This window comes from Acidobacteriota bacterium, assembly GCA_009861545.1.
Classification (GTDB): Bacteria; Acidobacteriota; Vicinamibacteria; order Vicinamibacterales; family UBA8438; genus WTFV01.
In genome coordinates this window covers 42,140-66,617 of the sequence record VXME01000114.1, presented here as the reverse complement: position 1 = coordinate 66,617, position 24,478 = coordinate 42,140, and the positions used below count along the sequence as shown (strand labels likewise).

The window sequence follows — 24,478 nt, the reverse complement described above, 5'->3', positions numbered from 1 at the left end:
TTTGCATTCTGTAACTTACGGGTAGCCGCCTCGAGTTTCTTGGGACACTAGTGGGCGCGACTGGTTCACGCCGGGCTCGTGGCACTTGTGGAAAGACCTGGCCCTCGACGTCATCGGCGTCAGCGCGTGGTTCCCGCTGCTGGACGAACCGCCGACCACTGTCCTGGACGTCGACAGCCTGCGGCAAGGGTACGAAGGAATCTTCAGAGACCACCTGATCCCGATCGCGGAACGCAACCCGGGCCGACCGCTGGTCTTTCTCGAATACGCGGCCGTCGACACGGTTGAGACTCCAGCGCACCCGAGCAGGTTTCCGGAGAACGGTTCCCTCGTGTTCGCCGATACGAACGGGAACGGCCTCGACGACGGCCAGGAGGTTCAGGACAACCTGTACAGGGCACTGTTCGAGACGATGGAGGCGTACCCCGGCCTGGTGCACGGTGCGTTCTTCTGGGATACCTGGATCGCCGTCAACGAGGGGCACTGGGAATCACCCTCGATCCATCGCGCCTACTCCTTCCGCGGGAAGCTGTCCGAACAGACCGTCAGGGAGTGGTACGACCGGTTCCGGACGACCACATGGCCTCCGTGGTGGACCGGTGGGACTTCGGAATGACCCCGGGAGGGGGCAGTTGCGAACACGGAACACCATTCTCGTCGGTGTCGTCGGCGTTCTCGGACTCCTGGTCGCGTACGGCGACGATCCTCCAACCGCTCCAACCGCTCCAACGCGCCCAACGCCGGCGGCCACGCCGCAAGAACTGAGCGTCCACGCTCCACCATGGTTCGCAGACGGCCGCGAGCTGGACGTGGGGCAGGAGGTGCAACTGAGCGCGAACATCAGAATGTCCGACGGCACGACACGGGAGGGTGTCGACGCCGAGTGGATATCGAGCAACACCGTGGTGGCGACAATCACCAGTTCCGGCTCGCTTACGGGGCGCCAACCCGGTGGATTCGAGGTGCGTGCCGAGGCGGAAGGCCTCTCGGCCAGACTTTCGGGGTTGCGTATCGTACCGGCGGGAGAACCCGACTTCACGATCCGCAACGTCCACCGGTACCCGGTTCGTGATCGCGCAGCGCACTGGATCGAGTTCGACGTGCAGGCGCACGTGGCGATCAGCCGCCTGGAGCTTGGAATCCGCATATACGCAAGTGATCTGTTCGTCGACTGCGATCAGCGGTTGTACGACTTTGGCCCCGGCCAACTGCAAGAGGAGACGGTAATCCCGAACGTCTGCGGGCTCGACGAACAGTGGACCCACTTTACGATCACGCCGCGGGACGGTCTTCGGTGCGAAGGCTGCGGCCGTTACAGCCTGGAGGATGTACCCCTGATGGAGGGGGGCATCGATCCCTGAGTCCAACTCATCCATGCGCGAAAGGAAGTAGCACAATGAAAACCGCGGTCGCCACTGTTTTGACGGCTGTATCCTTCTGCACCGCGTCTCTTCATGGTCAGACGGTGGATCACTGCCTCGAAGTATTGCGGCTATCCCGGACGACGTTGCAGAGCGCCATGAGCCGGAACCAGCTCGTGAACATCTTGACGAGTTTCTGCGCTGAACACCAGCGCTCGGATAGCAGATCATCCGGCCTCGACCTGAGCGCGCTCGGTTTGGACACGTCCGGCGGCGATGCGAACGCAATTGCGATGAAGTACTGCAGCGGAGAGAGGAACGAACTCCGCAACCAGTTCGACTTTCAACAGTATCTGGATGAACTCGACCCGGGTGCTCACGCCTCCTACCAGGCCTGCGAGGCAGCCAGAACGGACGACGTGGAGTTCCAGATGTCGACACCCCTGACGCGGAACGTACTGGAGCTGTTCGTCTTTCACAGCACAACGGTTCCGCATTCCACCGCCGAGATGAGCTGGTCCGCTTCCGCACCCGTGAAATGCAATTGGGATGGGTCCGCCGACGAGGACGCAGAGGCTTCCCGCCGGCGTACTCTGGACGCATTGGAACGAACCCGTCTTCGGTGCACGCGCGAGGATTTCGCCCGGGAACCGATTCATGAGCCGGATTTTGTGAACGTCATTCGGAACGGAGGACATGCAACGATCAGTATCCGCTGGCCCAAGTATAGTCGGGACAACGTACCCGTCCCCAGGATTTCGGAGTTTGCAAGAAGACTCGACATCCACGAACGGATCGCCGCCGCCGTCACCCGCGCCCTCGATGCCTTGAGTGGCGAAATGGTAAGAGAATGCCGCGTGTGCTTTCGAGAAGTCGAAGGAAGCAGTCGGTGCGATGGAGCTCGCAACGCGTGCAGCGGCTGGAGCAAACCCGGGAATGCAGGCGCCTGGAGCCAGCCGTTCCCTGGCGACAACGCCCCCCGCGCCGGTGCGTGCCAGTACCAGTGGCGGCTCGAGTGCAAGTGACGACCATGAGCCAGGTCGACCGCGTCGACCAGACGCCGAGGTCGGCGTGGGTGGCGGATCGGCTTGAGCACGTGAGGGTCCGCCCGCAACGGACGAGTTGAGTCGGTAGTGGAGTGACGCGCTACCCGGCGGCGACCGCGGCGGGAGCGCTGGCCGGATCGTAGGCGAGACAGGCGGCCAGCCAGCGCTCGACTTCGTCGACCGGCAGCCCCTTGCGGGCGGCGTACGCCGCCGCCTGGTCGGCGCCTATGCGGCCGACGGTGAAGTACCGCGATTCCGGATGCGCGAAGTACAGGCCGCTGACGCTGGCCGCCGGGGTCATCGCGGCGCTCTCGGTCAGGTCCAGACCGGCGGCGCGCGCGTCGAGCAGATCGAAGAGCTTGAACTTCTCGCTGTGGTCCGGGCAGGCCGGGTAGCCGAAAGCGGGGCGGATCCCGCGGTAGCGCTCGGCGATGAGGTCGTCGTTCGAGAGAGCCTCCCCGGGCTCGTACCCCCACTCGCGGCGGACGCGCGCGTGCAGCATCTCCGCGAACGCCTCGGCCAGGCGGTCGGCCAGAGCCTTGACCATGATCGCGCGGTAGTCGTCGTGGTCCCGCTCGTAGCGCTCCACGAGATCGTCGACGCCGATGCCGGCGGTCACCGCGAACGCCCCTACGTAGTCCGTCAGCCCCAGGCCGGCGGGAACGACGAAGTCCGCCAGCGAGCGGTACGGCCGGTCGTCGCCGAACGACTCCTGCTGGCGCAGCATCGGGAAGCGCACGAGCTCCGCGCCGCCCCCTGCCGCCGCGGACGTCTCCGGGTCGTGGAGGACGACGTCGTCCCCATCCGTGCTCGCGGGCCAGAAGCCGTACACCCCGCGCGCGGTCAGGCTGCGCGCCGCGACGATCTCCGCCAGCAACTCCCGCGCGTGGTCGTGGAGCTCGCGCGCCGCCGCGCCCTGCGCCGGGTGGTCGAGAATCGCCGGGAAGCGGCCCTTCAGCTCCCACGCGGCGAAGAAGAACGTCCAGTCGATGAACGGCGTCAGCTCTTCGAGGGCCGGCTCGATCCACCGCCGGCCGCTGAACGCCGGCACCGGCAGGTCCGCCGTGTCCCAGTCCGTGCGGAACGGGTTGGCCCGCGCTTCCGCCCAGGTCGCCAGCTTCCGTCGCCCCCGCCGCGCGAACTGCTCGCGCAACCGGGCCTGGTCGGCGCGGTTGTCGGCATCGAAATCTTCCCGGCGACTCGGGTTCAGCAGGCCGGAGACGACATCCACGACCCGCGAGGCATCGGCCACGTGGACCGTGCTCCCGTCGAACGACGGCGCGATCTTGACCGCGGTATGCTGCCGCGACGTCGTGGCCCCGCCGATGAGGAGCGGCGTCGGCATGCCGCGGCGTTTCATCTCGCCGGCCACGAACACCATCTCGTCGAGCGACGGCGTGATCAGCCCGCTCAATCCGACCAGGTCCGCCCCCTCGTCCGCCGCGGTCTGCAGGATCCGGTCGCAGGGAACCATCACCCCCAGGTCGATCACCTCGTAGCTGTTGCAGCGCAGCACGACGCCGACGATGTTCTTGCCGATGTCGTGCACGTCGCCCTTGACCGTCGCGAGCACGATCTTCCCCTGCGTCGACCCCGCGAGCTGGTCCGCCTCCATGAACGGCTGCAGCCAGGCGACCGCCTTCTTCATGGCGCGGGCGCTCTTGACCACCTGCGGCAGGAACATCTTGCCCGCGCCGAACAGGTCGCCCACCACCTTCATGCCGTTCATCAGCGGCCCTTCGATGACGTCGAGCGGACGCGCGCACTGCTGCCGCGCCTCCTCCACGTCGGCCTCGATGAAATCGACGATGCCGTGCACCAGGGCGTGCGAAAGCCGCTCTTCGACCCCCGCCTCGCGCCAGCCCAGATCCACCTCGCGCTGCCGCCCGGTTCCCCGCACGCCCTCGGCGAAGCGCACCAGCCGCTCGGTGGCGTCGGAACGCCGATTGAAGATGACGTCCTCGACGTGGGTCAGCAGGTCGGCCGGGATGTCCTCGTAGACCGCGAGCTGGCCGGCGTTGACGATCCCCATGTCCATGCCGGCGCGCACCGCGTGGTAGAGGAACGCGGCGTGCATCGCCTCGCGCACCACGTCGTTGCCGCGGAACGAGAACGACAGGTTGCTGACCCCGCCGCTCACCTTCGCGCCGGGGCAGCGCGCCTTGATGATCCGCGTCGCCTCGATAAAGTTGACCGCGTAATCGGCGTGCTCCTCGAGCCCGGTGGCGACGGCGAGGATGTTCGGGTCGAAGATGATGTCCTCGGGCGCCACGCCGGCCTGCTCGGTGAGCAGCCGGTAGGCGCGCTCGCAGATCTCCACCTTGCGCTCGATGGTGTCGGCCTGGCCGGTCTCGTCGAACGCCATCACGACCATCGCGGCGCCGTAGCCCCGGATGCGGCGCGCTTGGTCGAGGAATGCCTCCTCGCCCTCCTTCAGGCTGATGGAGTTGACGATGCCCTTGCCCTGGACGCACTTGAGCCCCGCCTCTAGCACCGACCACTTCGAGCTGTCGACCATGATCGGGACGCGGGCGATCTCCGGCTCGGTGGCGATCAGGCGCAGGAAGCGCGTCATGCACGCCTCGGAGTCGAGCATCCCCTCGTCCATGTTGACGTCGACGACGTTGGCGCCCCCGCGCACCTGCTCGAGGGCGACGTCGGCCGCGGCGGCGTAGTCCTCCTCGCGAATCAATCGCGCGAAACGGCGCGAGCCGGTCACGTTGGTCCGCTCGCCGATCATCAGGAAGTTGGCGTCGGGCCGCACGGCGAGCCGTTCGAGCCCGCTCAGCTCGGTGGCCCGCGGCGCATCGGAAGCCGGAAGCCGGCGCGGCGGCACGTCCGCCACCGCCTCGCAGATCGCCCGGATGTGGTCCGGCGTCGTGCCGCAGCAGCCGCCGAGCAGGTTCACGAAGCCGCTGGTCGCGAACTCGCGCAGCAACCCCGCCGTCTCCGCGGCCTGCTCGTCGTACTCGCCGAACGCGTTCGGCAGACCCGCGTTGGGGTAGCAGCTCACCCAGGTGTCGGCGACGCGGGCGAGCTCCGCCAGGTACGGCCGCATGTCGCGGGCGCCGAGCGCGCAGTTGATGCCGACCGAGAAAGGCCGGGCGTGGGCCACCGACACCCAGAACGCGTCGATGGTCTGGCCCGACAGGGTGCGGCCGCTGCGATCGGTGATGGTCACCGAGAGCATCAGCGGCAGCTCGCTCCCCTGCTCGTCGAACACCTGCCGGACGGCCGAGATGGCCGCCTTCGCGTTGAGCGTGTCGAATATCGTCTCGATCAGCAGCAGGTCGCAGCCCCCCTCGATCAGCCCGCGGGCCTGCTCGGCGTAGGCGTCGCGCAACGCGTCGAAGGTGGACGCGCGGAACGTCTGGTCGTTGACGTCCGGCGAGATCGAGAGCGTCCGATTGGTTGGCCCGATCGCACCGGCCACATAGCGAGGGCGTTCCGGCGTCCGGGCGGTCCAGCGCGCGGCGGCCCGCCTGGCGATTCGCGCCGCCTCGACGTTGAGCTCGTGGACTACGGACTCGAGCCCGTAGTCCCCCTGCGCGATGGACGTGCCGCTGAACGTGTTGGTCTCGACGACGTCGGCGCCGGCCGCGAGGTACTCGTCCGCGATGTCCTCGATCACGTCCGGGCGGGTCAGCACGAGCAGGTCGTTGTTGCCCTTCAGATCCTGGGGATGGTCCGCGAAGCGCGGCCCGCGGAAGTCGGCCTCGTCGAGCCCGCGCCGCTGGATCATCGTCCCCATCGGGCCGTCGAGGATCAGGATCCGCTCGCGCAGGGCGTCGTCGAGTGTCTGTCGTACGTTGCTGGTCACGATCCGCCTGTAGGCTGCCGCCGCCGGAAGTCGCTGCGTAGGATCACCGGAACTCGCCGCAGGTCAGCATCATCGAGCCGTAGAAGGGATTCCGGATCTCGCTGGTCGCCTGGAGCCACTCCTTGTCGACCATCGGACAGTAGGCGAGGCGCAGCTCGCCGAACCCGACGTCTCTGGCGTACACGATGAGAGCGTCGCTCAGGGGGCCGAACGCGTCGCGTGCCGACTGGAGATCGGTCGCGTCCGCGAGCGCCTCGGCCGCCGCGCCGATGGCCACCGCCTGCTCGCCCATGCCGGCCGCCTCGGCCGCTATCGCGCGAGCCGCCTCGGCCACCCCGTCCGTCGAATCGTTGGCGAGCGCCACCTGAATGTGCAGGTACGGCGCCGCGAGGCCGTCGGCCGGCGCCGCGGACGCCGGAACCGCCAACGCCGCCAACGCCGCCGCCATCGCTGCAATCCTGATCATGGTCTTCCTCCCTCCGACGCATGTGTTCCGCCGAGCCCGTGGCAGGGCACGTTCTGTCTAACGTACTCTCCCGGCGCGGTCCTGACAACGAGCGACCGGACCCTGGCGGCCGGATTGCCGGAACGCGCGACCGGCCGCGCGCCATCCGCGGCGAGACACTGCACCCGGCGGCCAATCAGTTGCACTTTCGTTGCACTGGCGGTCAGTCGGCGGTAAGCTGCGCCCATGCCTTCTACACGAACGTGCGCGGTTCTGGCGGTCCTGGCCGGACTGCTCCTGGCGGGCGCGGGCGTCACGGCGCAGCAGCAGCCCCTGTTCCGGAGCGGCACGCAACTGGTCGACCTGTTCGTCACGGTCACCGACCGCAACGGCCGCCTCGTGCCGGATCTGCTCCGCGAGGACTTCGCGGTCTTCGACGACGGCGAGCCGGCCGAGATCGTGCTGTTCGAGAACGACGTGCGCCCCATCACGGTCGTCGTCATGCTCGACACCAGCGCGAGCATGGACCTGAACCGCCGGCGCCTGATGGCCGGGGCCGAGCAGTTCCTGATCCGGATGCTGCCGTTCGACCGAGCGCGCGTCGGCGCGTTCAACGACAAGGTCGAGATCGAACCGGCGGAGTTCATCGGCGACCGCGACGAGTTGATCCGCTGGCTGCCCCGGCTCGACTTCGGGAACTCGACGCGGGTCTACGACGCCGCCGCAACGGCCCTCGAGGCGCTCGCGGACGTGCCCGGCCGGCGCGTCGTGCTGCTCTTCACCGACGGCGACGACACCGACAGCGACGCCAGCTCCCGCGACGTGCTCAACCGGGCCATCGCGGACGAGGTGATGATCTACTCCATCGGCTTCGAGAGCAACTACTTCAACGGGGCGCGCTTCGTGACGACGCGTCCGGACCGCAACCTGCGGCGGTTCGCGGAAGAGACCGGCGGCGGCTACTTCGAGCTGACCGAGGCGGCCGATCTGGGGCCGACCTTCACGCGGGTCGCCCAGGAGCTGCACAGCCAGTACGTCATCGGCTTCACGCCGCAGCGCGACGGCCGGAGGCACGAGATCGAGGTGCGCATCAGGCAGCGCGGAATGGAGGCGCGGGCGCGGCGCTCTTACGCCGCACCGACGGCCACCAACGACGGTCCCTGACCGCCCGTGGGTGACGCTGCCGATCACCGGCCGCCGACCCAGGTCTCGAGAGCCCGCTACCTGTCGCCCGCGACACGTCGACCCATGTATTCCGCCCGCGTCGAGCACGCCGTCACCACGATGCTCGAGGCGCACGGCCTCCGCCGACGCAAGGAGGGCCGCGGATTCGAGGCGTCCCACGCGCTGTCGGTCGCGCTCATCACCGCGGACTTCGGCCTCGACGAGGACACCGTCGTCGCGGCGCTGCTGCACGACACGCTCGAGGACACCGACCTCGATCCGGGTGTGATCGAGACGCGCTTCGGGAAACCGGTGCTGCGCATGGTGCAGGACGTCTCGGAACCGCCGAGGCCGGCGCGCTGGAAGACTCGGAAGCTGGCCTACCTGGAACAGCTCCGGACGACGCCGCGGCTCGGCTCGCTGGCCGTCGCCTCGGCCGACAAGATTCACAACCTGACGAAGATGGTGGTGGGCATCGAGTCCCGCGGCGCCGCTTTCCTCCACGCGTTCAGCGCCGGCCTCGACGAGATGCAGTGGTACCAGAACGCGGTCTACGATCTGGCCGCGGAGCGCTGGCGCCACGCCATACTGGAGGAGCACCGGCGGCGGCTCGACGCCTTTCTCGAAGCGGCCAGTGCGCTCGAGGGCCGCGAATAGACCGCCGCCGGACGGCGCGGCGGGGAGCCGGCGCGGTCAGTGGATCGTACCGGTCAGGTCCGGCGGCACGTTTCGCGCCGGCCCGGCGGGCCGGCCGCCCTCCTCCGACGCACATTCGTCGCCGCAACCGTGGCAGGACGCGCCGCCGCCGCGCTTCGGCGGCGCGAAGATGCCCCGCAGGTGCCGGTAGAGCGACACGACGGCGGTCCCGACGATGGCCGCCACTGCCGCTTCCTGCCAGTCCATCACAACCCCCACCCTAGTAGAGAACCCACCTGGTAGACGAGGAGCGATGCGCCGTACGCAAGCACCGACATGTAGCCGAACATGAACACCGGCCAGCCCCACGAGCCCGACTCGCGCCGGACGACGCCGATCGTGCTCATGCACTGGCACGCCAACACGAAGAAGACCATCAGCGAGACACCCGCCAGGGGCGTCATCAGCGGGGAGCCGTCCGCGTGCGTCGCCTCCTGCAGCGACGTGCGCAACGACTGGCTCTCCTCGTCCGCGTCCGCGATGCCGAAGACGATGCCGAGCGTCGAGACGAACACCTCCCGCGCGGCGAACGCGCCGAGAATGCCGACGCCGATGCGCCAGTCGAAGCCGAGCGGCTCCATGGTCGGCTCGAACAGGCGCCCCACCCTTCCGGCGATGCTGTACTCCAGGCTCTCGCCCGCCTCGCGGCCGTCGAGCAACGCGAGCTCCTCCGCGCGGGCGTCCGGGTCGACCACCGTCGCCTCCACGTCGGCCCTCAGGTCCGCGTACCGCTCGGCGATCTCGGCGCTGCGCGGGTAGGAAAGCAGCGCCCAGAGGATGATCGTCATCGTCAGGATGATCGTTCCGGCGTCGACCAGGAACTTCCGCAGCCCGCGCCACGTCACGAGCATGACGTTGCTCCACAGCGGGATGCGATACGGCGGCAGCTCCAGGACCAGCGGCAGCCGCGGCCCCTTGAGCACGGTCCGGCGCAGCACCGCCGCGGCCCCCAGCGTCGCACCCACCGAGAGCGCGTACATGGAGAACAGCACCACGGCGCCGGCGCTGAACAGGCCGAGCACGCGCGCGTCGCCCGCGAAGACGACCGCCGTCACCAGCGCGAACACCGGCAGCCGGGCGCTGCAGGAGATCATCGGGAGCGTCAGCATCGTGATCAGCCGGTCGCGGCGGCTCTCGATGGTCCGGGTGGCCATGACCGCCGGGATGGCGCAGGCGAACCCGGACAGCATCGGCACGAACGCCTTGCCGTGCAGGCCGACGCGGCCCATCAACCGATCGATGACGAACGCGACGCGCGCGAGGTAACCGACGTCCTCCAGGACCGCGATGAACAGGAACAGCATCGCGATCTGCGGCACGAACACCACGACGTTGCCGACGCCTGCTATGACGCCGTTGACCATCAGGTCCTGCAGCGGCCCCTCCGGCAGGACCGCCGTGACCCCCGTCTGCAGTGCCGCGGTGGCCGACTCGATAGCGCCGATGAAAGGTTCGGACCAGGCGAACAGCGCCTCGAACAGGAGGGCCATGACGATGGCGAAGACCCCCATGCCGTAGAAGCGATGGGTGAGGATGCCGTCGATGCGATCCGTCCAGCCGCGATTGCCGCCCTCTGCCGACGACACGCGGCGCACGTCGGCCACCACCGTCTCGATCCACCGGTAGCGCGCGCCGATGACCTCCTGATCCAGGTTCACCTGCTCGCCGGCGGCCCGCAGGCGCAGATCGTCGACGGTCTTCCGGGCAACGGCCGGCAGCCCCTCGACGTCGTCCTCGTCGGTGGTGTGCGACAGCAGCGACCAGACGGCCCAGGACCGGCGCGCCGCCGGCGTCCGGTCGAACGCCCCGCCGTGCAGGGTCCCCTCCACCTCGGATACCGCCTTCTCCACCGCCACGGGAAATCCGGTCCACGCGACGTCGCCGCGGGGAGCCAGCTCGATGGCGCCGCCGATGGCGCGCCGCAGGTCGTCCAGCCCCTCGCCGGTCGAGCCGACCGTCGGCACGACGGTGATGCCGAGCCAGTCGGAGAGCCGGGCCGCATCGACGGTCACGCCGGCCGCCGCCGCCTCGTCGACCATGTTCAGCGCGACCACGACCGGCACGCCGGTCTCGATGATCTGCAGGACGAGATAGAGGCCGCGCTCTATCGTCCCCGCGTCGACGACGACCACCACCGCGTCGGGCGCCTCGCCGCGCCTCCCGAGCACCTCGTCGACGGCGACCTGCTCGTCCGGCGAGTGCGTGCTGAGACTGTAGGTGCCGGGCAGATCGACCAGCTCGACGCGGGCCCCGTCGGGAAGCTCGATCTCCCGCGACGACCGGGCCACGGTGACGCCGGGATAGTTGCCGACCTTGGCGCGCGCGCCGGTCAGGGCGTTGAAGATGGTGGTCTTGCCCGAGTTGGCGTTGCCGGCGACGAGCACGCGCGGAACCCGCGCCCTCGGGGCCGCATCACGCGGTGAATGGGCATCGAAGCGGGACGGCGTTCCCGACGTCTCGCCATCGTCTCCGGGGTCCACCTGGTCGAGCGGCGCCAGCGAGACCTCGGCGGCGTCGGCCGACCGCAGGCTCAGCAGGTAACCGCGCAGCCGGATCTCCAGCGGGTCGCCGAACGGGGCGCGGCGGACCATCTCGATCCGCGTGCCCGGCAGCAAACCCATCTCCATGAGCCGGCCGCCGACGCGGCGCTCGCAGTCGATGCGATGTACGACTGCACTCTGGCCGATCGGCAGTTGATCGAGCGTACGGAGGCCCTGGTGCACGTTGACGCCTCCCGAATATGTCTGGGACCGTGGCCCTCCCCGGGCAGCCCCCGGGAATGCGACCCGATCTCATTTTCGCCTAAGTCTACAGCAAGAAGCCGTCGCGGAGCGGATCCTCGTCGTCCAGCACGAACTCGTGGTGTCCGGTGATCCAGGCGCGGCCTTCGATTCGCGGCACGATGGCCGGCAGGTCGCCCACCGACGTCCGTTCCTCGACCGCTCCCGAGAACGTCGTTCCGATGAGGCTCTCGTGCACGAAGCGGCCGCCGGCATCCAGCAGCCCCATCGCGTCGACGACCGCCATGACCGCCGACGTGCCGGTGCCGCACGGGGAACGGTCCACCTGCGCATCGGCGAAGACGGTCGCGTTCCGCAGGTGGGCCCCTTCGGCGTCGGGCGGCCCCGTGAAGATCGTCCCGTAGATCCCCTGCAGGCGGGCGTCCGCGGGATGCACGACGTCGACGGCCTTGTCGATGCGGTCCCGGATCGCCCCGCCGAGGGCGCGCAGGCGGGCCAGTTGCTCGCCGCGTATCGGCACGCCGGCCGCCTCGCCGTCGACGATGGCGTAGAACGCGCCCCCGAACGCCACGTCGACCGGAACGACGCGGCCGTCCACGTCGACCGGGATCCCCGCCCGCAGCACGAACGACGGCACGTTGACGAACGACACCGCCTCGACCCTGCCGCCCTCGCCGAGCGCAGCGCGCGCCCGCACGGTGCCGGCCGGCGTGTCGAGCACGATGTCCGCGCCGGGATCCGCGAGCTGCAGCAGTCCCTGCTCGATGGCGATCTTCACCACCGCGATGACGCCGTGCCCGCACATCGTGCTGTAGCCCTCGTTGTGCATGAACAGCACGCCGGCGTGGGAACCGGCCGACACCGGCTCCGTCAGCACGGCGCCGTACATGTCGGCGTGCCCGCGCGGCTCGCGCATCAGGGCCCGGCGGACGCCATCGTGGCGGCGACGCACCCATGCCCGCTTGTCGAGCATCGATGCCCCGACCGGAGCGGGGAACCCTTCGACCACCAGGCGCAACGGCTCGCCCCCCGCATGCGCGTCTATCGTCCTGACACGTCGCGTCATCGGGCGCACCGCCTGTCAGACGCCATCGGCACGGCCGGCGGGGCCGGAGGTAGGGCAGAATCCCCGGCCGCCGGAGACGATCTTGGCGACGACCTCATCGTAGCCTTCGCGCCCGACTGCCGATGTTGAGGAACGACGGGTGTGGGATGGTAGCGGTACGGGGATTCGAACCCCGGTCCCGTGGCTGAGAACCACGTATCCTAACCCCTAGACGATACCGCCACGTCGACCGTCCCTCTATTTTAGCAACCCGCCGTTTCGACCGTCAACGAAGGGCGTTATCATGGACGCGTGATTCGCGCCGCCCTCGGGCTCACGGCCGGTCTGGCGCTGGGTGCCGCCGCCGCCGCCTGGATCTCGGCGGGGCAGGTCGCCGGCCCGGCCCTCGCCATCGTGCAACCCGGCGAGTTCGTCGGGCGCACGGCTACCTTCGTCGCGACCGCGGAGACGCCTGGAGCCGAGTTCCTCACGCTCACCGCGCACATCGAGCAGGAAGGAACCGTCCACCCGCTCTTTTCCCTCGACGATCCGGCGGGCGCCGCGCTGCAGCAGGAGACCGACGACCGCCTGCGCATCGCGCGTACGTTCGACCGGGAGACGCACCCCGACCTGACGGAGGGCCCGGCGCGCATCGTCGTCGCGGCGACCAGGCCGGTGCTGTTCGGGCTGCGCGAGAGCGGGTCGGAGACCGCCGTCGACGTCACCATCCGCCTCACGCCGCCCCGCCTGACGCCGCTGTCGACGCTGCACCACGTCAGGCACGGCGGCTCGGAGCTCGTCGTCTACCGGGTGACCCCCGCGGACGCCGGGTCGGGGGTCCGCGTCGGAGACGTCGAGTACCCGGGCTACCCGGCGGCTGGCGCCGGAATCGATGGGCGCGACGACCTGCGGATCGCGTACTTCGCGCTGCTCCACGACCAGGACCTGGGTACGCCGATCGAGCTGTACGCGCGGGACCGGGCCGGCAACGAAGCGACGGCCGACTTCGCGCACCGGGTCTTCGAACGGCGTTTTCGCCGCTCGCGGATCCCCCTGAGCGACGGCTTCCTGCGCCGCGTCGTGCCCGGCATCGTGGCACAGTCGCCGGAGCTGGCCGGCGAGCACGCCGACAACTCCACGCCGCCCCCCGAGCTGCTCCAGATCTATCTGCTCATCAACGGGCAGCTCCGTGAGAGCAACCGGGCCGCCATCAGGACGCTGGCCGCGGACACGGCTCCCCGCCAGCTCTGGAGCGGTCCGTTCCGGCAGCTCGCCAACTCGCAGGTCGAATCGGGCTTCGCCGACCATCGGACGTACCTCTACGACGGCAACGAGGTCGATCAGCAGGTACATCTCGGGTTCGATCTCGCATCGACCGCGAACGCGCCGGTACGTGCGGCGAACGCAGGAACCGTCGTCTTCGCCGAGTACCTCGGCATCTACGGCCGCTGCGTCGTGATCGATCACGGCATGGGGCTCCAGTCGCTCTACGCCCACCTGTCGTCGGTCGACGTCGCGGCGGGAACGCCGGTCGAGCGCGACGAGCAGATCGGCCTGAGCGGGCAGACCGGGCTGGCCGGCGGAGACCACCTGCACTTCGCGATGCTGCTGCAGGGCAGACCCGTGACCCCCATGGAATGGTGGGACGAGCACTGGATCGAGGACCGCGTGCTGCGCAAGCTGCGCGAGGTTGCCGGCGCGCCGGCGCCCAGGTGACCCGCGCGGCGGACTGCTATAATCGAAGGGTTCGCAAGGAACCCGGGGAACGCACCCTCGCGTGCCGTTCCGTCTGAGCCCGTACTCACATCCGCGCAGGAGAAGCTCGATGCGACACCGCACATTCTGGATCCTCGTCTCGCTCGCCGCGATCGCGGTCGCGGGCGCATGCAATTCGCGCTCGGACGTACCGCCCGTGTCCATCGTCCCCGAGGGGGGCGGCGCCGCCGCCAACGCGGTCGGAGCCACCGGCACCAGCACCGTGAGCGGCTCGATCACGATCGAGGGCGAACCTCCCGCACCCGAGACCATCCGCATGAACTCCGATCCGGTCTGCGTCAAGGAGGCGACGAACACCGAGACGGAGTACTACGTGGTCGGCGACGGCGGCGGGCTCGGCAACGTGTTCGTGTACGTGAAGGAAGGCCTATCGGGGTCGTACCCCGCGTCCGGCGAGACCGTCGTCCTCGACCAGCAGGGCTGCCGCTATACGCCGCACATCTTCGGCGTGCAGGTCGGCCAGACCGTGCAGATCACCAACTCCGATCCCACGCTGCACAACATCCACGCCACGCCGGCCGTCAACCCCGAGTTCAACACGGGCCAGCCGATTCAGGGCATGTCGATGGAGCGGACGTTCGACCAGGTCGAGGTCGCCCTGGACGGTTCGCCGATGGTGCCCTTCAAGTGCGACGTGCACGGCTGGATGAACGCCTACGTCGGCGTGCTCGACCATCCGTACTTCGTGACGACGGGCCCCGACGGCGGGTTCGACATCGGCAACCTGCCGGCCGGAAACTACGTCATCGCGGCATGGCACGAGATGCTGGGTGAGCAGACGCAGAACGTGACGGTCGGCGACGGCGCAACCGCCAACGTTTCGTTCACGTTCACCGTCGGTTAGTTTCGAACCGGTCGACACCTGGGGAATCGATCGGGTCGGGGTCGTTCGGTCGCGGGCGCCCCGGCCCGGTACGTTCCGTCGCGGCCCCGCGCGGCCGCCGCTCATGCGCTGGCTGCACTTCTATCTGAGGTTCGTCGTCGCGGCGTCTCTGCTGCTCATCGTGGCCGGCGGCCTGGTCACCAGCACCGGTTCCGGGCTGGCCGTTCCGGACTGGCCGAACACCTACGGCACCTTCATGTTCGCCTTCCCCCTCTCGCAGATGGTGGGCGGCATCTTCTACGAGCACGGCCATCGTCTTATCGCAAGCACGGTCGGTCTGCTGACCATCGGGCTGGCTTTCTGGTTGGCGTGCATCGAGCCGCGACGCTGGGTCCGCCGCCTGGGGTGGACCGCGCTGGCGGCGGTCGTCATACAAGGGCTGCTCGGCGGGATAACTGTCCTGTACTTTCTGCCCGCTCCCGTCTCCATCAGCCACGCGGGTCTGGCGCAGATCTTCTTTGCGCTCGTGGTGAGCCTGACGCTGTTCACTTCGCCGGGCTGGCGTACAGGTCCCGACGCGTGCGGCGCACGCAACGATCCTGTCCTGGCGCGGCTCGCGCTGGCCGCGCCGGCGGTCATCTATGCACAGATCCTGATCGGCGCGACGATGCGCCATACCGGGGCCGGCCTCGCGATTCCCGATTTCCCGCTCGCCTTCGGACACCTCGTTCCGCCGCAGTGGACCACCGGCATCGCCATCCACTTCGCCCACCGCGTGGGCGCGCTGGTGGTGACGACCATCGTGATCGCGACAGCAGGACACCTGCTGTTCCATCATCCGGGACGACGTGAACTGACGCGGCCCGCGCTCGTGCTCTCCGCGCTCGTGCTCGTGCAGGTGGGCCTGGGCGCCTGGACCGTGCTGAGCGGCCGGCAGGTGGCGGTGAACACCGCCCACGTGGCCGTTGGAGCCGTCGCGTTCGCCGCGTCGGTCGTGCTCGCGTTACGCGTGCACCGGGAGCGGTTCGCGGACGCCGGGGCCGACGTCCGCCCGGCGTCGAGCGACGCGGCGGAGCCGATCGGCGCAGGCTCGGAGGCGCGGGCGTGAAGAGCGATGCGGCGACGATGCCGGCGACGTCGAACCGCATTGCGGACTACCTGGCGCTCACGAAGCCGCGGCTCAATTCGCTCGTGGTGGTGACGGCCGGCGTCGGCTACTACCTCGGCGCCGCGGCGCCCGACCTCGCGGTCGCGCTCCACGTGCTGGTCGGGTCGGCGCTGGTGGCGGGCGGCGCGGCGGCCTTCAACCAGGTCGCCGAGCGGGACATCGACGAAGTGATGCTGCGCACCCGGCTGCGCCCCATGGCCGCCGGCCGTCTCACGCCGACCGAGGGCCGGCTCTTCGCCGCGACACTCAGCGCGGCCGGCCTGATCGAGCTCGCGCTGCGCGTCAACACGCTCACCGCCCTGGTCGCCCTGGCCACGTTGATCAGCTACGCCGGCATCTACACGCCGCTCAAGCGGAGGACCGCGTGGGCCACCCTGATCGGCGCCGTGCCGGGCGCACTGCCACCCGTGATCGGCTGGACCGCCGCGCGCGGCGCCCTGACGGTGGAGGCGTGGATCCTGTTCGGCATCGTCTTCCTCTGGCAACTGCCGCATTTCCACGCACTGTCCTGGCTCTACCGGGAAGACTTCGGCCGCGCCGGCCTGCCCCTGGTGGCCACTCGGGACCCCGAGGGCCGGCGCACGGCGTTGCACGCGCTCCTCTTCACCGCGGCGCTCATCCCCCTGAGCCTGGCCCCGACGGCGGCCGGGATGGCGGGGCCGCAGCATGTCATGATCGCCGGCGCCCTGGGCGCGCTCTTCCTGGCCCTGGCCATCCGCTTTCTGGCGCAGCCTTGCGAGGCGCGGGCGCGAGCCCTCTTCGTCGGTTCGCTGGTGTATCTGCCGTTTTTCTGGATCTCGTTGCTGGCAACCCCCGCACCCTGAGGCCGCCCGCGTGCTCGACGTCACCGATCTGCCCGGTGTGAACGCCACGCTGAATGCCGTCTCGGCCACGCTGCTGGCGACCGGCTACATCCTGATCAGGACCGGCCGGACCGAGCAGCACCGCGCGTGCATGCTCGCCGCCTGCGCCACTTCGACCCTCTTCCTGGCCTCGTACGTCGTCTACCACCTCAACGTCGGCTCGGTGGCATTCACCGGACAGGGGCCGATCCGCTTCGTGTACTTCACCGTGCTGATCAGCCACATCGTGCTTGCGGCGCTCATATTGCCGCTGGCCCTCGTGACCCTGATCCGCGCGCTGCGCGGGCGTTTCGCGGCCCATGCGGCGATCGCCCGCTGGACGTTGCCGGTCTGGCTGTACGTGTCGGTGACCGGCGTGATCGTCTACTGGATGCTGTACCGGATGTGAGCGACCGGCCGGCTAGGGGCTTGCGCGGCAGAACGAAGCGAAGCGAAGTTCTGCGGCGCAAGGTCGTGGAGCGGGGGGGGGATGGGCCGAGATTCCGAGCCTGCGAGGCGTTTCGGGGCGCTACCGCGCCACGCCGACTGCCGCCGCGGCGAGGGTGGCCACCAAGCCGCGCAGGCGGACCACGTCGCCGCCCCCGTCCGGATGCACTCGACTCGACAGAAAGACGACGACGGTCTCCGTCTGCGGATCGATCCAGATGGAGGTTCCCGTGAAACCGGTGTGGCCGTAGGACCCGCGGGCGAAGAGATCCCCGCGGTTGCTCGAGTAGCGCGAGTCGATGTCCCAGCCGAGCCCGCGCACGTCCTGCAGGCGTGCGGGCGTCGAAGGCCTCGTCATGCGGGCCACGGTGAGCGGCGACAGCAGCGCGGCGCCGGACGGCGCTCGGCCGCCGGCAAGCAGCATCGCACCGAAACGAGCCAGATCGTCGGCCGTGCCGAACAATCCGGCGTGCCCCGCCACGCCCCCCATCCGCCGCGCGGTCGGATCGTGCACGGTGCCCCGCAGCATGACCGCCCCGGGTCCGCCGCACGGCCAGCCGCGGGGCGTGCACGCCTCGGTTGGGGCAATGCGCGCTACGCGATCGCCACCCGGTCGGAAAGATGTGTCGAGCATCTCGAGCGGAACGAACAACCGCTCCGCCGCGAAGACGTCGAGCGGCGTCCCGCTCACCCGCCGGACGATCTCGCCGAGCAGCAGGAAGTTGAGGTCGCTGTAGATGAACGCCTCGCCCGGGGGCGCCTCGAGGCGCTCGGCGAACACGCGCCGCAACGCCTCGCCGGTGCCCTCGAACTCCTCCTCGAGGGGCAGGCCGGGCCGCAGCCCGGATACGTGCGTCAACAAGTGCTCGATGGTGACGGCGTCCTTGCCGTGGCGCTGGAATCCGGGCAGGTAGCGGGCGACGCGGTCTCGCAGCCGGACGACGCCCTCCTCCACGAGGACCATCACGCTCGGAGCGGTCGCAACGGCCTTCGTCAGCGAGGCGAGATCGAAGATCGTATCGACCGTCATCGGTTCGCGCACCGGACTCACCGCGCGGTGGCCGAACGCCTGCCGGTAGACGGTCCGGCCAGCGTGGGCGACCAGCACCACCGCGCCGGGCAACTGCCCGGCCGCGATCGCATCCCGGACGACGGCATCGATTCGCGCGAGACGTGCCGCGTCGAGTGCCGGCGCCGGGCCCTCGCGTTCCTGAACAGCGGACCGCGCCGCGGCCGGCGCCGGCGGCGCGACGAGCATCGCCGCGAGTGCTCCGAAAAGGATCAGGCGAAGGCGAATCGAGCGCATCGGTCGGACCGGATCCGAGTGTATACTGTTGGTTCGCTCCGGGCGGACGCGGGGCGTCGCACTCCCCCCGTCGCCGGTGGAGCCACCATCAGGCCAAGAGGAATACGCCATGCCACGTTCCGCAATCAGCGTGACGGCGACGGTCGTCGCAGCACTGCTCCTGACGTCGCTCGCCGCGGTCGCGTCCGCGCAGACCGGCGTGGTCACGGGTTCCGTGCGCGATGTCGAAGGCGAGCCGATCGTCGGCGCGGAGGTGGTGGGAGAGAACACGGAGTGGCAGCGCCGCATCGACACGACCACCAACGACGCAGGCCGCTTTTCCTTCATCGGCCTGCAGCGGGGACGCTGGCTGTTTCTGATCCGGCAGCGGGGCTACGAGCCGGTTCAGGGATTCGCCAACGTTCGGGGCTCGGGCACGGGGCGCGTGAACTTCGTCATGGAGACCGACCCGCTCCATCCGCCCGCGCCGTCGACCGGCGTATTGGCCAACCTCCGGGGTGACGAGCTGGAAGAAGCCCTCGACGCCGCCGACGCGCTCTACGACCGCGGCGACTTCGATGCCGCCATCGAAGCATACGAGTCGGTGCTGGAGAATGTGCCCGGGCTCACCGGTCTGCACGTCCAGATAGGACATGCCTACCGCGAGAAGAACGACCGCGCGCGCGCGCTCGCGGCATATCGTGCGGTTCCGGCCGGCGGCCCCGCGAGCGTCGAGGCCCAGGGCGCGATCGCAGCGCTCCAGGCCGGCGAGGACCGGTAGCTCAACCGATTCCGCGCGCCCGGAGCGCGGAGGGGGCGCCCATCGCATTCGACATACTTCGGCGAGCAATCTCCCGGGGCGTTCCGGGACACACAGGAGCATGACATGAGCCCGCGTCTGCAACACACCATCTCTTGCACGTTCGGTCTCGCCCTGAGCTTCGCGATTGCCGGTTCGGCAGCCGCACAGGGCCAGGGGCGCGTGGTCGGCCAGGTCGTGGACGACAACGGGAACCCACTGGCCGGCGCCCGGATTACGGCTACCAATCCGAATGCCAATCCTACGGAGTTCACCACCACGACCGGGAACGACGGGAACTTCGCCATCATCGGACTGGTGAGCGGACAATGGATGTTCCGGGCTGACTGCACGGACGCCTGCGGCGAGCGGAACGGGTCGCCGCGAGGCTACTCGCCGAGCGAGGGTCCTTCGAACATCACCCAGACACGGAACGCGCCCATCGACTTCGAGCTGATTCGCATCCGCCACCCGTTGGCGCAGATGCTGGGCGACGATGCGGTCGCCGGGATCGACCTCGACGCGATCGACGCGCAGATTGCGTCTGCCGACGGGGCCTTCAACGGCGGGAACTACCAGGAGGCGATCTCCGGCTACGAGACCGTTCTCGCTCAGCTCCCGGCACTGAGCAACCTGCACTTCAACATCGGCAACGCCTATGCGCAACTGCAGCAGACCGATGCCGCCATCGCGGCGTACGACCGCGCATTGGCTGCCGACCCGCAGAACCAGACCGTACAGGTCGCCCGCGCCAGGGTGCGCCTGGCAGCCGGCACGGCGGATGCGGCGGACCGACAGTTGCTCGAGCAGGCCGCAACCAGCCTCTCCGCCTCGCGCGAGGATCTCTACAACCAGGGCGAGCAGGCCTTCTCCCAGGGAGACGTGGACGGCGCGGCCGAATGGTACGAGCGGGCGAACATGGTCGATCCAAGCTGGGCGAAGCCCCTCTTCAAGCTCGCCCTCGTCGCGTTGAACAAGGGCGACATGGACACCGCCAAGGAGTTTTTCCAGCGCACGATCGACGTCGACGATCCGACGTCCGCAGCCGAGACCGCGCAGGCCCAGGCTACGTTGAACGCACTGCCCTAGCGCCGCCCCCCGCCGGGGGGAGGATCCGCACATTCCTCGTCGCACGCGGTGCCGCAATCCGGCACCGCGTGCACGTTTCCGTCATTCCTTGAAACACGGCACTGTCGCCCCCTTGACAACTCCGCGACGGTCGTTGCAGAATTTTACTGAATGAACGTTCATTCACAGACGGTTCCGTCCGGCGCGAGCGCGCAACACGGGATCCCGGCTCGCCGGCAGCCCGGCGCGGGCGACAAGCGGACCGCGATTCTGAACGCCGCCACGCGCGTGTTCGCCCGCCGCGGCTTCTTCAACGCCCAGGTCGCGGACGTGGCGCGGGAGGCCGGGGTCGCCGCCGGGACCGTGTATCTCTACTTCCGGAGCAAGGACGACCTGCTGACGTCGATCTTCGAGAAGTCGATGACGCGAGCGCTCGAAGAGGCGGACCGCGCGCTCACCGGAGTCACCGATCCGGTCGAGCGGCTGCGCCGCCTCGCGCGCGTGCACCTCGGCGGTCTCGGCAGCCGGCGCGACCTGGCGATCGTGTTCCAGGTCGAGTTGCGGCAGTCCACGAAGTTCATGGAGCGCTTCTCGGCCGCCCAGCTCCGAACGTATCTCGATCACCTGCGGGACGCCGTCCGTGCGGCGCAGGAAGCTGGCGTGTTCCGGACCGACCTCAACGCGACGCTGGCGGCGAAGGCCATCTTCGGCGCACTCGACGAGATGGTGACGAACTGGGTGCTGAGCAACCGCGACCACCGGCTGGTCGACGACGCGGACCCGGTCATCGATCTGCTGGTCAATGGAATGAAGGCGCAGCCAACGGTCTGAACGATGCAACGGATACACTCCATCGCCGTGCTCGGCGCGGGCGCGATGGGCGCCCAGATCGCCGCCCATGCCGCCAACGCCGGCCTCCGTGTGCTCCTCCTCGATCTCGACGCCGCGACCGCCCGCGAAGGGCTGAAGCGTGCGCGCAAGCTGAGACCGGACCCGTTCTTCACGCCGGAGACGGCGCGGCGCATCGCCGTGGGCGGGTTCGACACCGATCTGGAGCGCGTCGGCGAGCACGACTGGATCCTCGAAGCCGTCGTCGAGCGGCTGGACGTGAAGCGGGAGTTGCTGGCCGGGGTCGAGCCGCACCGCGCGGCACACGCCGTCGTCAGCTCCAACACGTCGGGGATCCCGATCGCCAGCCTCGCGGACGGGCGCGGCGAGGCTTTCCGCCGCCACTGGCTCGGCACCCACTTCTTCAACCCGCCGCGCTATCTGCCGCTGCTCGAGGTCATCCCGACGGCCGACACGGATTCGGCCCTGCTCGACGCCATGGTGAAGTTCGGCGATCACGCGCTGGGCAAGGGCGTGGTCGTCGCGAAGGACACCCCGAACTTCATCGGCAACCGCATCGGCATGTTCGGCGTCGCACGGATCCTGGAACAGCTCGCGGGCGGCGCGTACACGATCGAGGAAATCGACGCGATGACCGGCCCCGTCATCGGCCGGCCCCGCTCGGCGACGTTTCGCACACTGGACATCGCGGGTCTGGACATCCTGGCCCACGTGGCGGCCAACCTGGCCGAGCGCCTCGAGAACGATGCCGAGCGCGCCTCCTTCGCGCTGCCCCCGCTGGTCGCCGGCATGGTCGAGCGGGGCTGGATCGGATCGAAGGCGGGCGGCGGCTTCTACCGCAAGCAGAAGACCGGCGACGGCAGCGAGATTCTGACGCTGGATCCGGGCACGATGGACTACCGCGCCCGCCGGCCGCCACGACTGCCGGCGCTGGACGCCGCCGCCGCTATGGACGACCGCGGCGAGCGGATTCGGACCTTGTTCGAGGGACGCGACCGCGTCGGGGAGTTCCTGCGCGCCACGCTCGCCCCGACGCTGGTGTACGCGGCGGAGGCCGCGCCGGAGATCGCGCACACCATCGACGACGTCGACCGCGCCATGCGGTGGGGCTTCGGCTGGGAGCTCGGACCCTTCGAGCTCTGGGACGCCATCGGGGTGGAGCGGGTGCTGGAGGCGGCCGGGCGGACGAAGCCGCCCGCGATCGTGCGCGCCGTGCAGCATTCGGCGCCACCGGCGGCGAGCAGCGTCCGCTTCCGGGAGGGCCCGGTCCCCCCGCGCGCACCCGACCTGCAGATTCTGCAACGGGCGAAAGAGCAGCGTCCGCCGGTCCGACGCAACGCCGGTGCGAGCCTCGTCGACCTCGGCGACGGCGTGCTCGGCCTCGAGTTCCACTCGAAGATGAACGCCATCGGCGGCGATACCGTCGCGATGATGACGGCCGGCGTGGAAGAGGCGTCCCGGAACTTCGACGCGCTGGTGATCGGCAACGACGCGCCGGCGTTCTCGGCGGGCGCCAACCTGATGCTCCTGCTGCTCGAGGCGCAGGAAGAGAACTGGGACGAGATCGACCTGATGGTGCGCACGTTCCAATCGGCCGTGGTCGGGCTGCGGTACGCCGCCGTGCCGGTGGTCGTCGCCCCGGCCGGGCTGGCCCTCGGGGGCGGCTGCGAGATCGTGCTCCACGGGGACCGCGTGCACGCGGCGGCCGAGACCTATATGGGCCAGGTGGAGGTGGGCGCCGGCCTGATCCCGGCCGGGTGCGGCACGAAGGAGCTGCTCGCCCGGTTCACGGCCCGCGTCCCGGCGGGTGCGGCCGACCCGCTGCCCTGCATCCAGCAGGCGTTCGAGCTCATCGGATTCGGCAAGGTCTCGACGAGCGCCGCCGACGCCCGGCGCCTGGGGCTGCTGCGCGAGGCGGACGCCATCACGATGAACCGGGAGCGTCTGCTGGCCGATGCGAAGGCGACGGCTCTGGACATGGCGCGGGCCGGCTATCAGCCGCCGCCGCGCCACGACATCCCCGTGGGCGGAGCCGGCGTCCGCGCGGCGCTCGATCTCGGCGTGCATATCGCGTGGCGCGGCGGACGCATCAGCGACTACGACGCCCACCTCGGACGGACCCTCTCCCGCATCCTCGCGGGCGGCGACCTGCCGCACGCCACGACGGTGTCGGAGCAGCGGTTGCTGGACCTCGAACGCGAAGCGTTTCTGAGCCTGTGCGGCGAGCGGAAGACGCAGGAACGCATCGCCCACGTGCTCAAGACCGGCAAGCCCCTGAGGAACTGATGACCGACCGTGGGGCCGGCCCGCCGCTCGTGCTCGTCCCCGGCATTCAGGGCCGCTGGGAGTGGATGCTGCCCGCGGTGGAGGCGCTCGCGGCGCGCTGCCGCGTGATCAGCGGGTCGTTGCCGGGCGACTCCGGCTCCATCGCCGGCACCGATCCGGCGGTCGGATTCGAACGCCACACCGAATGGCTCGACGCCCTGCTCGACCGCGCCGGCGTTCACGGTCCGGTGTCGTTGTGCGGCGTGTCCTACGGCGGCTGGATAGCCCTGCACTACGCCGCGCGCCGCCCGGAACGCGTCAGGACCCTGACGCTCGTCTCCACGCCGTCGCCTGCGTGGCGGCCCGGATGCAGGGTCGAGCGGTATCTGGCCGCCCCCCGGCTGATGGCGCCGGTCTTCGCGCTCGGGTCGTGCTTCCGCCTCTACCCGGAGCTGGCGGCCGCCTTCCCGTCGCCCGGCGAGCGCATCCCCTTCATCGCCGGTCACCTGTGGCGGGTCGCACGGTATCCGGCGGCGCCGACCTGCATGGCCGAACGCGCGCGCTGCGCGGACCGCTTCGATTTCGCGGCCGACTGCGCCCGCATCGCGGCGCCGACCCAGATCGTGACCGGCGATCCGGGTCTCGATCGGGTCGTGGACGTCGCGAGTACGCGGGAGTACCTGCGGGCAATCCCGGGCGCGCGCTACGATCGGCTCGACCGAACCGGGCACCTGGGACTCGTCACGCGTCCGGAGCGCTTCGCCGACGTGGTGACGCAGTTCGTCCGCTTGCACGCCGGCAGACCCGCCGCGGTACGGGTACCGGCCTGATCGACTTG

Annotated in this window: 20 protein-coding genes and 1 tRNA gene; 14 read left to right on the top strand and 7 right to left on the bottom strand. The window is 69.6% G+C overall.

All coding sequences use genetic code 11. From position 1 onward, the window contains the following. Window positions 1–284: 284 nt before the first annotated feature. Both F4X11_18640 and F4X11_18635 read left to right on the top strand, forming a co-directional pair. Complete coding sequence (locus F4X11_18640; GenBank protein ID MYN67022.1) at window positions 285–1,361, top strand: hypothetical protein; 1,077 nt, start codon at window positions 285–287, stop codon at window positions 1,359–1,361. A 35-nt stretch (window positions 1,362–1,396) separates the two neighbouring features. Then, window positions 1,397–2,386, top strand: a complete 990-nt coding sequence (locus tag F4X11_18635; GenBank protein ID MYN67021.1) for a hypothetical protein — start codon at window positions 1,397–1,399, stop codon at window positions 2,384–2,386. A 121-nt stretch (window positions 2,387–2,507) separates the two neighbouring features. On the opposite strand, the gene metH is transcribed toward F4X11_18635, so the two are convergent. Both metH and F4X11_18625 read right to left on the bottom strand, forming a co-directional pair. Continuing rightward, entirely contained in the window at window positions 2,508–6,230 is a 3,723-nt protein-coding gene (metH, locus tag F4X11_18630; GenBank protein MYN67020.1) for a methionine synthase, read from the bottom strand. 40 nt (window positions 6,231–6,270) lie between these two features. Then, window positions 6,271–6,693, bottom strand: a complete 423-nt coding sequence (locus F4X11_18625; GenBank protein MYN67019.1) for a DUF3347 domain-containing protein — start codon at window positions 6,691–6,693, stop codon at window positions 6,271–6,273. A gap of 225 nt (window positions 6,694–6,918) precedes the next feature. On the opposite strand from F4X11_18625, the gene F4X11_18620 reads away from it, so the two are divergent. Continuing rightward, window positions 6,919–7,836: a VWA domain-containing protein gene (locus tag F4X11_18620; GenBank protein MYN67018.1), complete on the top strand. Its 918-nt coding sequence runs from the start codon at window positions 6,919–6,921 to the stop codon at window positions 7,834–7,836. Between the two features lie 84 nt (window positions 7,837–7,920). Beyond that, window positions 7,921–8,493 (top strand): bifunctional (p)ppGpp synthetase/guanosine-3',5'-bis(diphosphate) 3'-pyrophosphohydrolase, encoded by a 573-nt coding sequence (locus tag F4X11_18615; protein ID MYN67017.1) that lies wholly within the window; start codon window positions 7,921–7,923, stop codon window positions 8,491–8,493. Between the two features lie 36 nt (window positions 8,494–8,529). Here the strand turns inward: F4X11_18615 and F4X11_18610 are convergent, their stop codons facing one another. From F4X11_18610 to F4X11_18595, 4 genes are all read right to left on the bottom strand, one after another. Beyond that, complete coding sequence (locus F4X11_18610) at window positions 8,530–8,739, bottom strand: hypothetical protein (GenBank protein MYN67016.1); 210 nt, start codon at window positions 8,737–8,739, stop codon at window positions 8,530–8,532. After that, complete coding sequence (feoB, locus tag F4X11_18605) at window positions 8,739–11,255, bottom strand: ferrous iron transport protein B (protein MYN67015.1); 2,517 nt, start codon at window positions 11,253–11,255, stop codon at window positions 8,739–8,741. Before feoB ends, F4X11_18610 begins: the two co-directional genes overlap by 1 nt. Before the next feature lie 85 nt (window positions 11,256–11,340). After that, the gene (locus F4X11_18600) at window positions 11,341–12,339 is read right to left on the bottom strand and encodes a proline racemase (protein MYN67014.1); all 999 of its coding nucleotides are present in this window, start codon (window positions 12,337–12,339) and stop codon (window positions 11,341–11,343) included. A 147-nt stretch (window positions 12,340–12,486) separates the two neighbouring features. After that, window positions 12,487–12,561, bottom strand: a tRNA-Glu gene (locus F4X11_18595). 69 nt (window positions 12,562–12,630) lie between these two features. Here F4X11_18595 and F4X11_18590 point away from each other — a divergent pair. The 5 genes from F4X11_18590 to F4X11_18570 all read left to right on the top strand — a co-directional run bounded on the left by F4X11_18590 (window position 12,631) and on the right by F4X11_18570 (window position 17,336). Next, window positions 12,631–14,034: a M23 family metallopeptidase gene (locus F4X11_18590; GenBank protein MYN67013.1), complete on the top strand. Its 1,404-nt coding sequence runs from the start codon at window positions 12,631–12,633 to the stop codon at window positions 14,032–14,034. A 109-nt stretch (window positions 14,035–14,143) separates the two neighbouring features. After that, window positions 14,144–14,938: a hypothetical protein gene (locus F4X11_18585; protein ID MYN67012.1), complete on the top strand. Its 795-nt coding sequence runs from the start codon at window positions 14,144–14,146 to the stop codon at window positions 14,936–14,938. 103 nt (window positions 14,939–15,041) lie between these two features. Next, window positions 15,042–16,025 carry a heme A synthase gene (locus F4X11_18580; protein MYN67011.1) on the top strand — a complete coding sequence of 328 codons (984 nt, stop codon included), beginning with the start codon at window positions 15,042–15,044 and terminating at the stop codon, window positions 16,023–16,025. Beyond that, the gene (cyoE, locus tag F4X11_18575) at window positions 16,022–16,909 is read left to right on the top strand and encodes a protoheme IX farnesyltransferase (protein ID MYN67010.1); all 888 of its coding nucleotides are present in this window, start codon (window positions 16,022–16,024) and stop codon (window positions 16,907–16,909) included. The genes F4X11_18580 and cyoE overlap by 4 nt, the downstream gene beginning before the upstream one ends. Window positions 16,910–16,919: 10 nt before the next feature. After that, window positions 16,920–17,336, top strand: coding sequence for a DUF420 domain-containing protein (locus tag F4X11_18570; GenBank protein MYN67009.1), 417 nt, complete (start codon window positions 16,920–16,922; stop codon window positions 17,334–17,336). A 120-nt stretch (window positions 17,337–17,456) separates the two neighbouring features. On the opposite strand, the gene F4X11_18565 is transcribed toward F4X11_18570, so the two are convergent. After that, entirely contained in the window at window positions 17,457–18,632 is a 1,176-nt protein-coding gene (locus F4X11_18565; GenBank protein ID MYN67008.1) for a beta-lactamase family protein, read from the bottom strand. A gap of 157 nt (window positions 18,633–18,789) precedes the next feature. Between F4X11_18565 and F4X11_18560 the strand changes: the two genes are divergently transcribed. From F4X11_18560 to F4X11_18540, 5 genes are all read left to right on the top strand, one after another. Beyond that, complete coding sequence (locus F4X11_18560; GenBank protein ID MYN67007.1) at window positions 18,790–19,440, top strand: hypothetical protein; 651 nt, start codon at window positions 18,790–18,792, stop codon at window positions 19,438–19,440. Window positions 19,441–19,545: 105 nt separating this feature from the next. Continuing rightward, window positions 19,546–20,547, top strand: a complete 1,002-nt coding sequence (locus F4X11_18555) for a tetratricopeptide repeat protein (GenBank protein ID MYN67006.1) — start codon at window positions 19,546–19,548, stop codon at window positions 20,545–20,547. 150 nt (window positions 20,548–20,697) lie between these two features. Next, entirely contained in the window at window positions 20,698–21,357 is a 660-nt protein-coding gene (locus F4X11_18550; protein ID MYN67005.1) for a TetR/AcrR family transcriptional regulator, read from the top strand. A gap of 3 nt (window positions 21,358–21,360) precedes the next feature. Next, the gene (locus F4X11_18545) at window positions 21,361–23,661 is read left to right on the top strand and encodes a 3-hydroxyacyl-CoA dehydrogenase (GenBank protein ID MYN67004.1); all 2,301 of its coding nucleotides are present in this window, start codon (window positions 21,361–21,363) and stop codon (window positions 23,659–23,661) included. Beyond that, complete coding sequence (locus tag F4X11_18540) at window positions 23,661–24,470, top strand: alpha/beta hydrolase (protein MYN67003.1); 810 nt, start codon at window positions 23,661–23,663, stop codon at window positions 24,468–24,470. The genes F4X11_18545 and F4X11_18540 overlap by 1 nt, the downstream gene beginning before the upstream one ends. Window positions 24,471–24,478 lie beyond the last annotated feature (8 nt).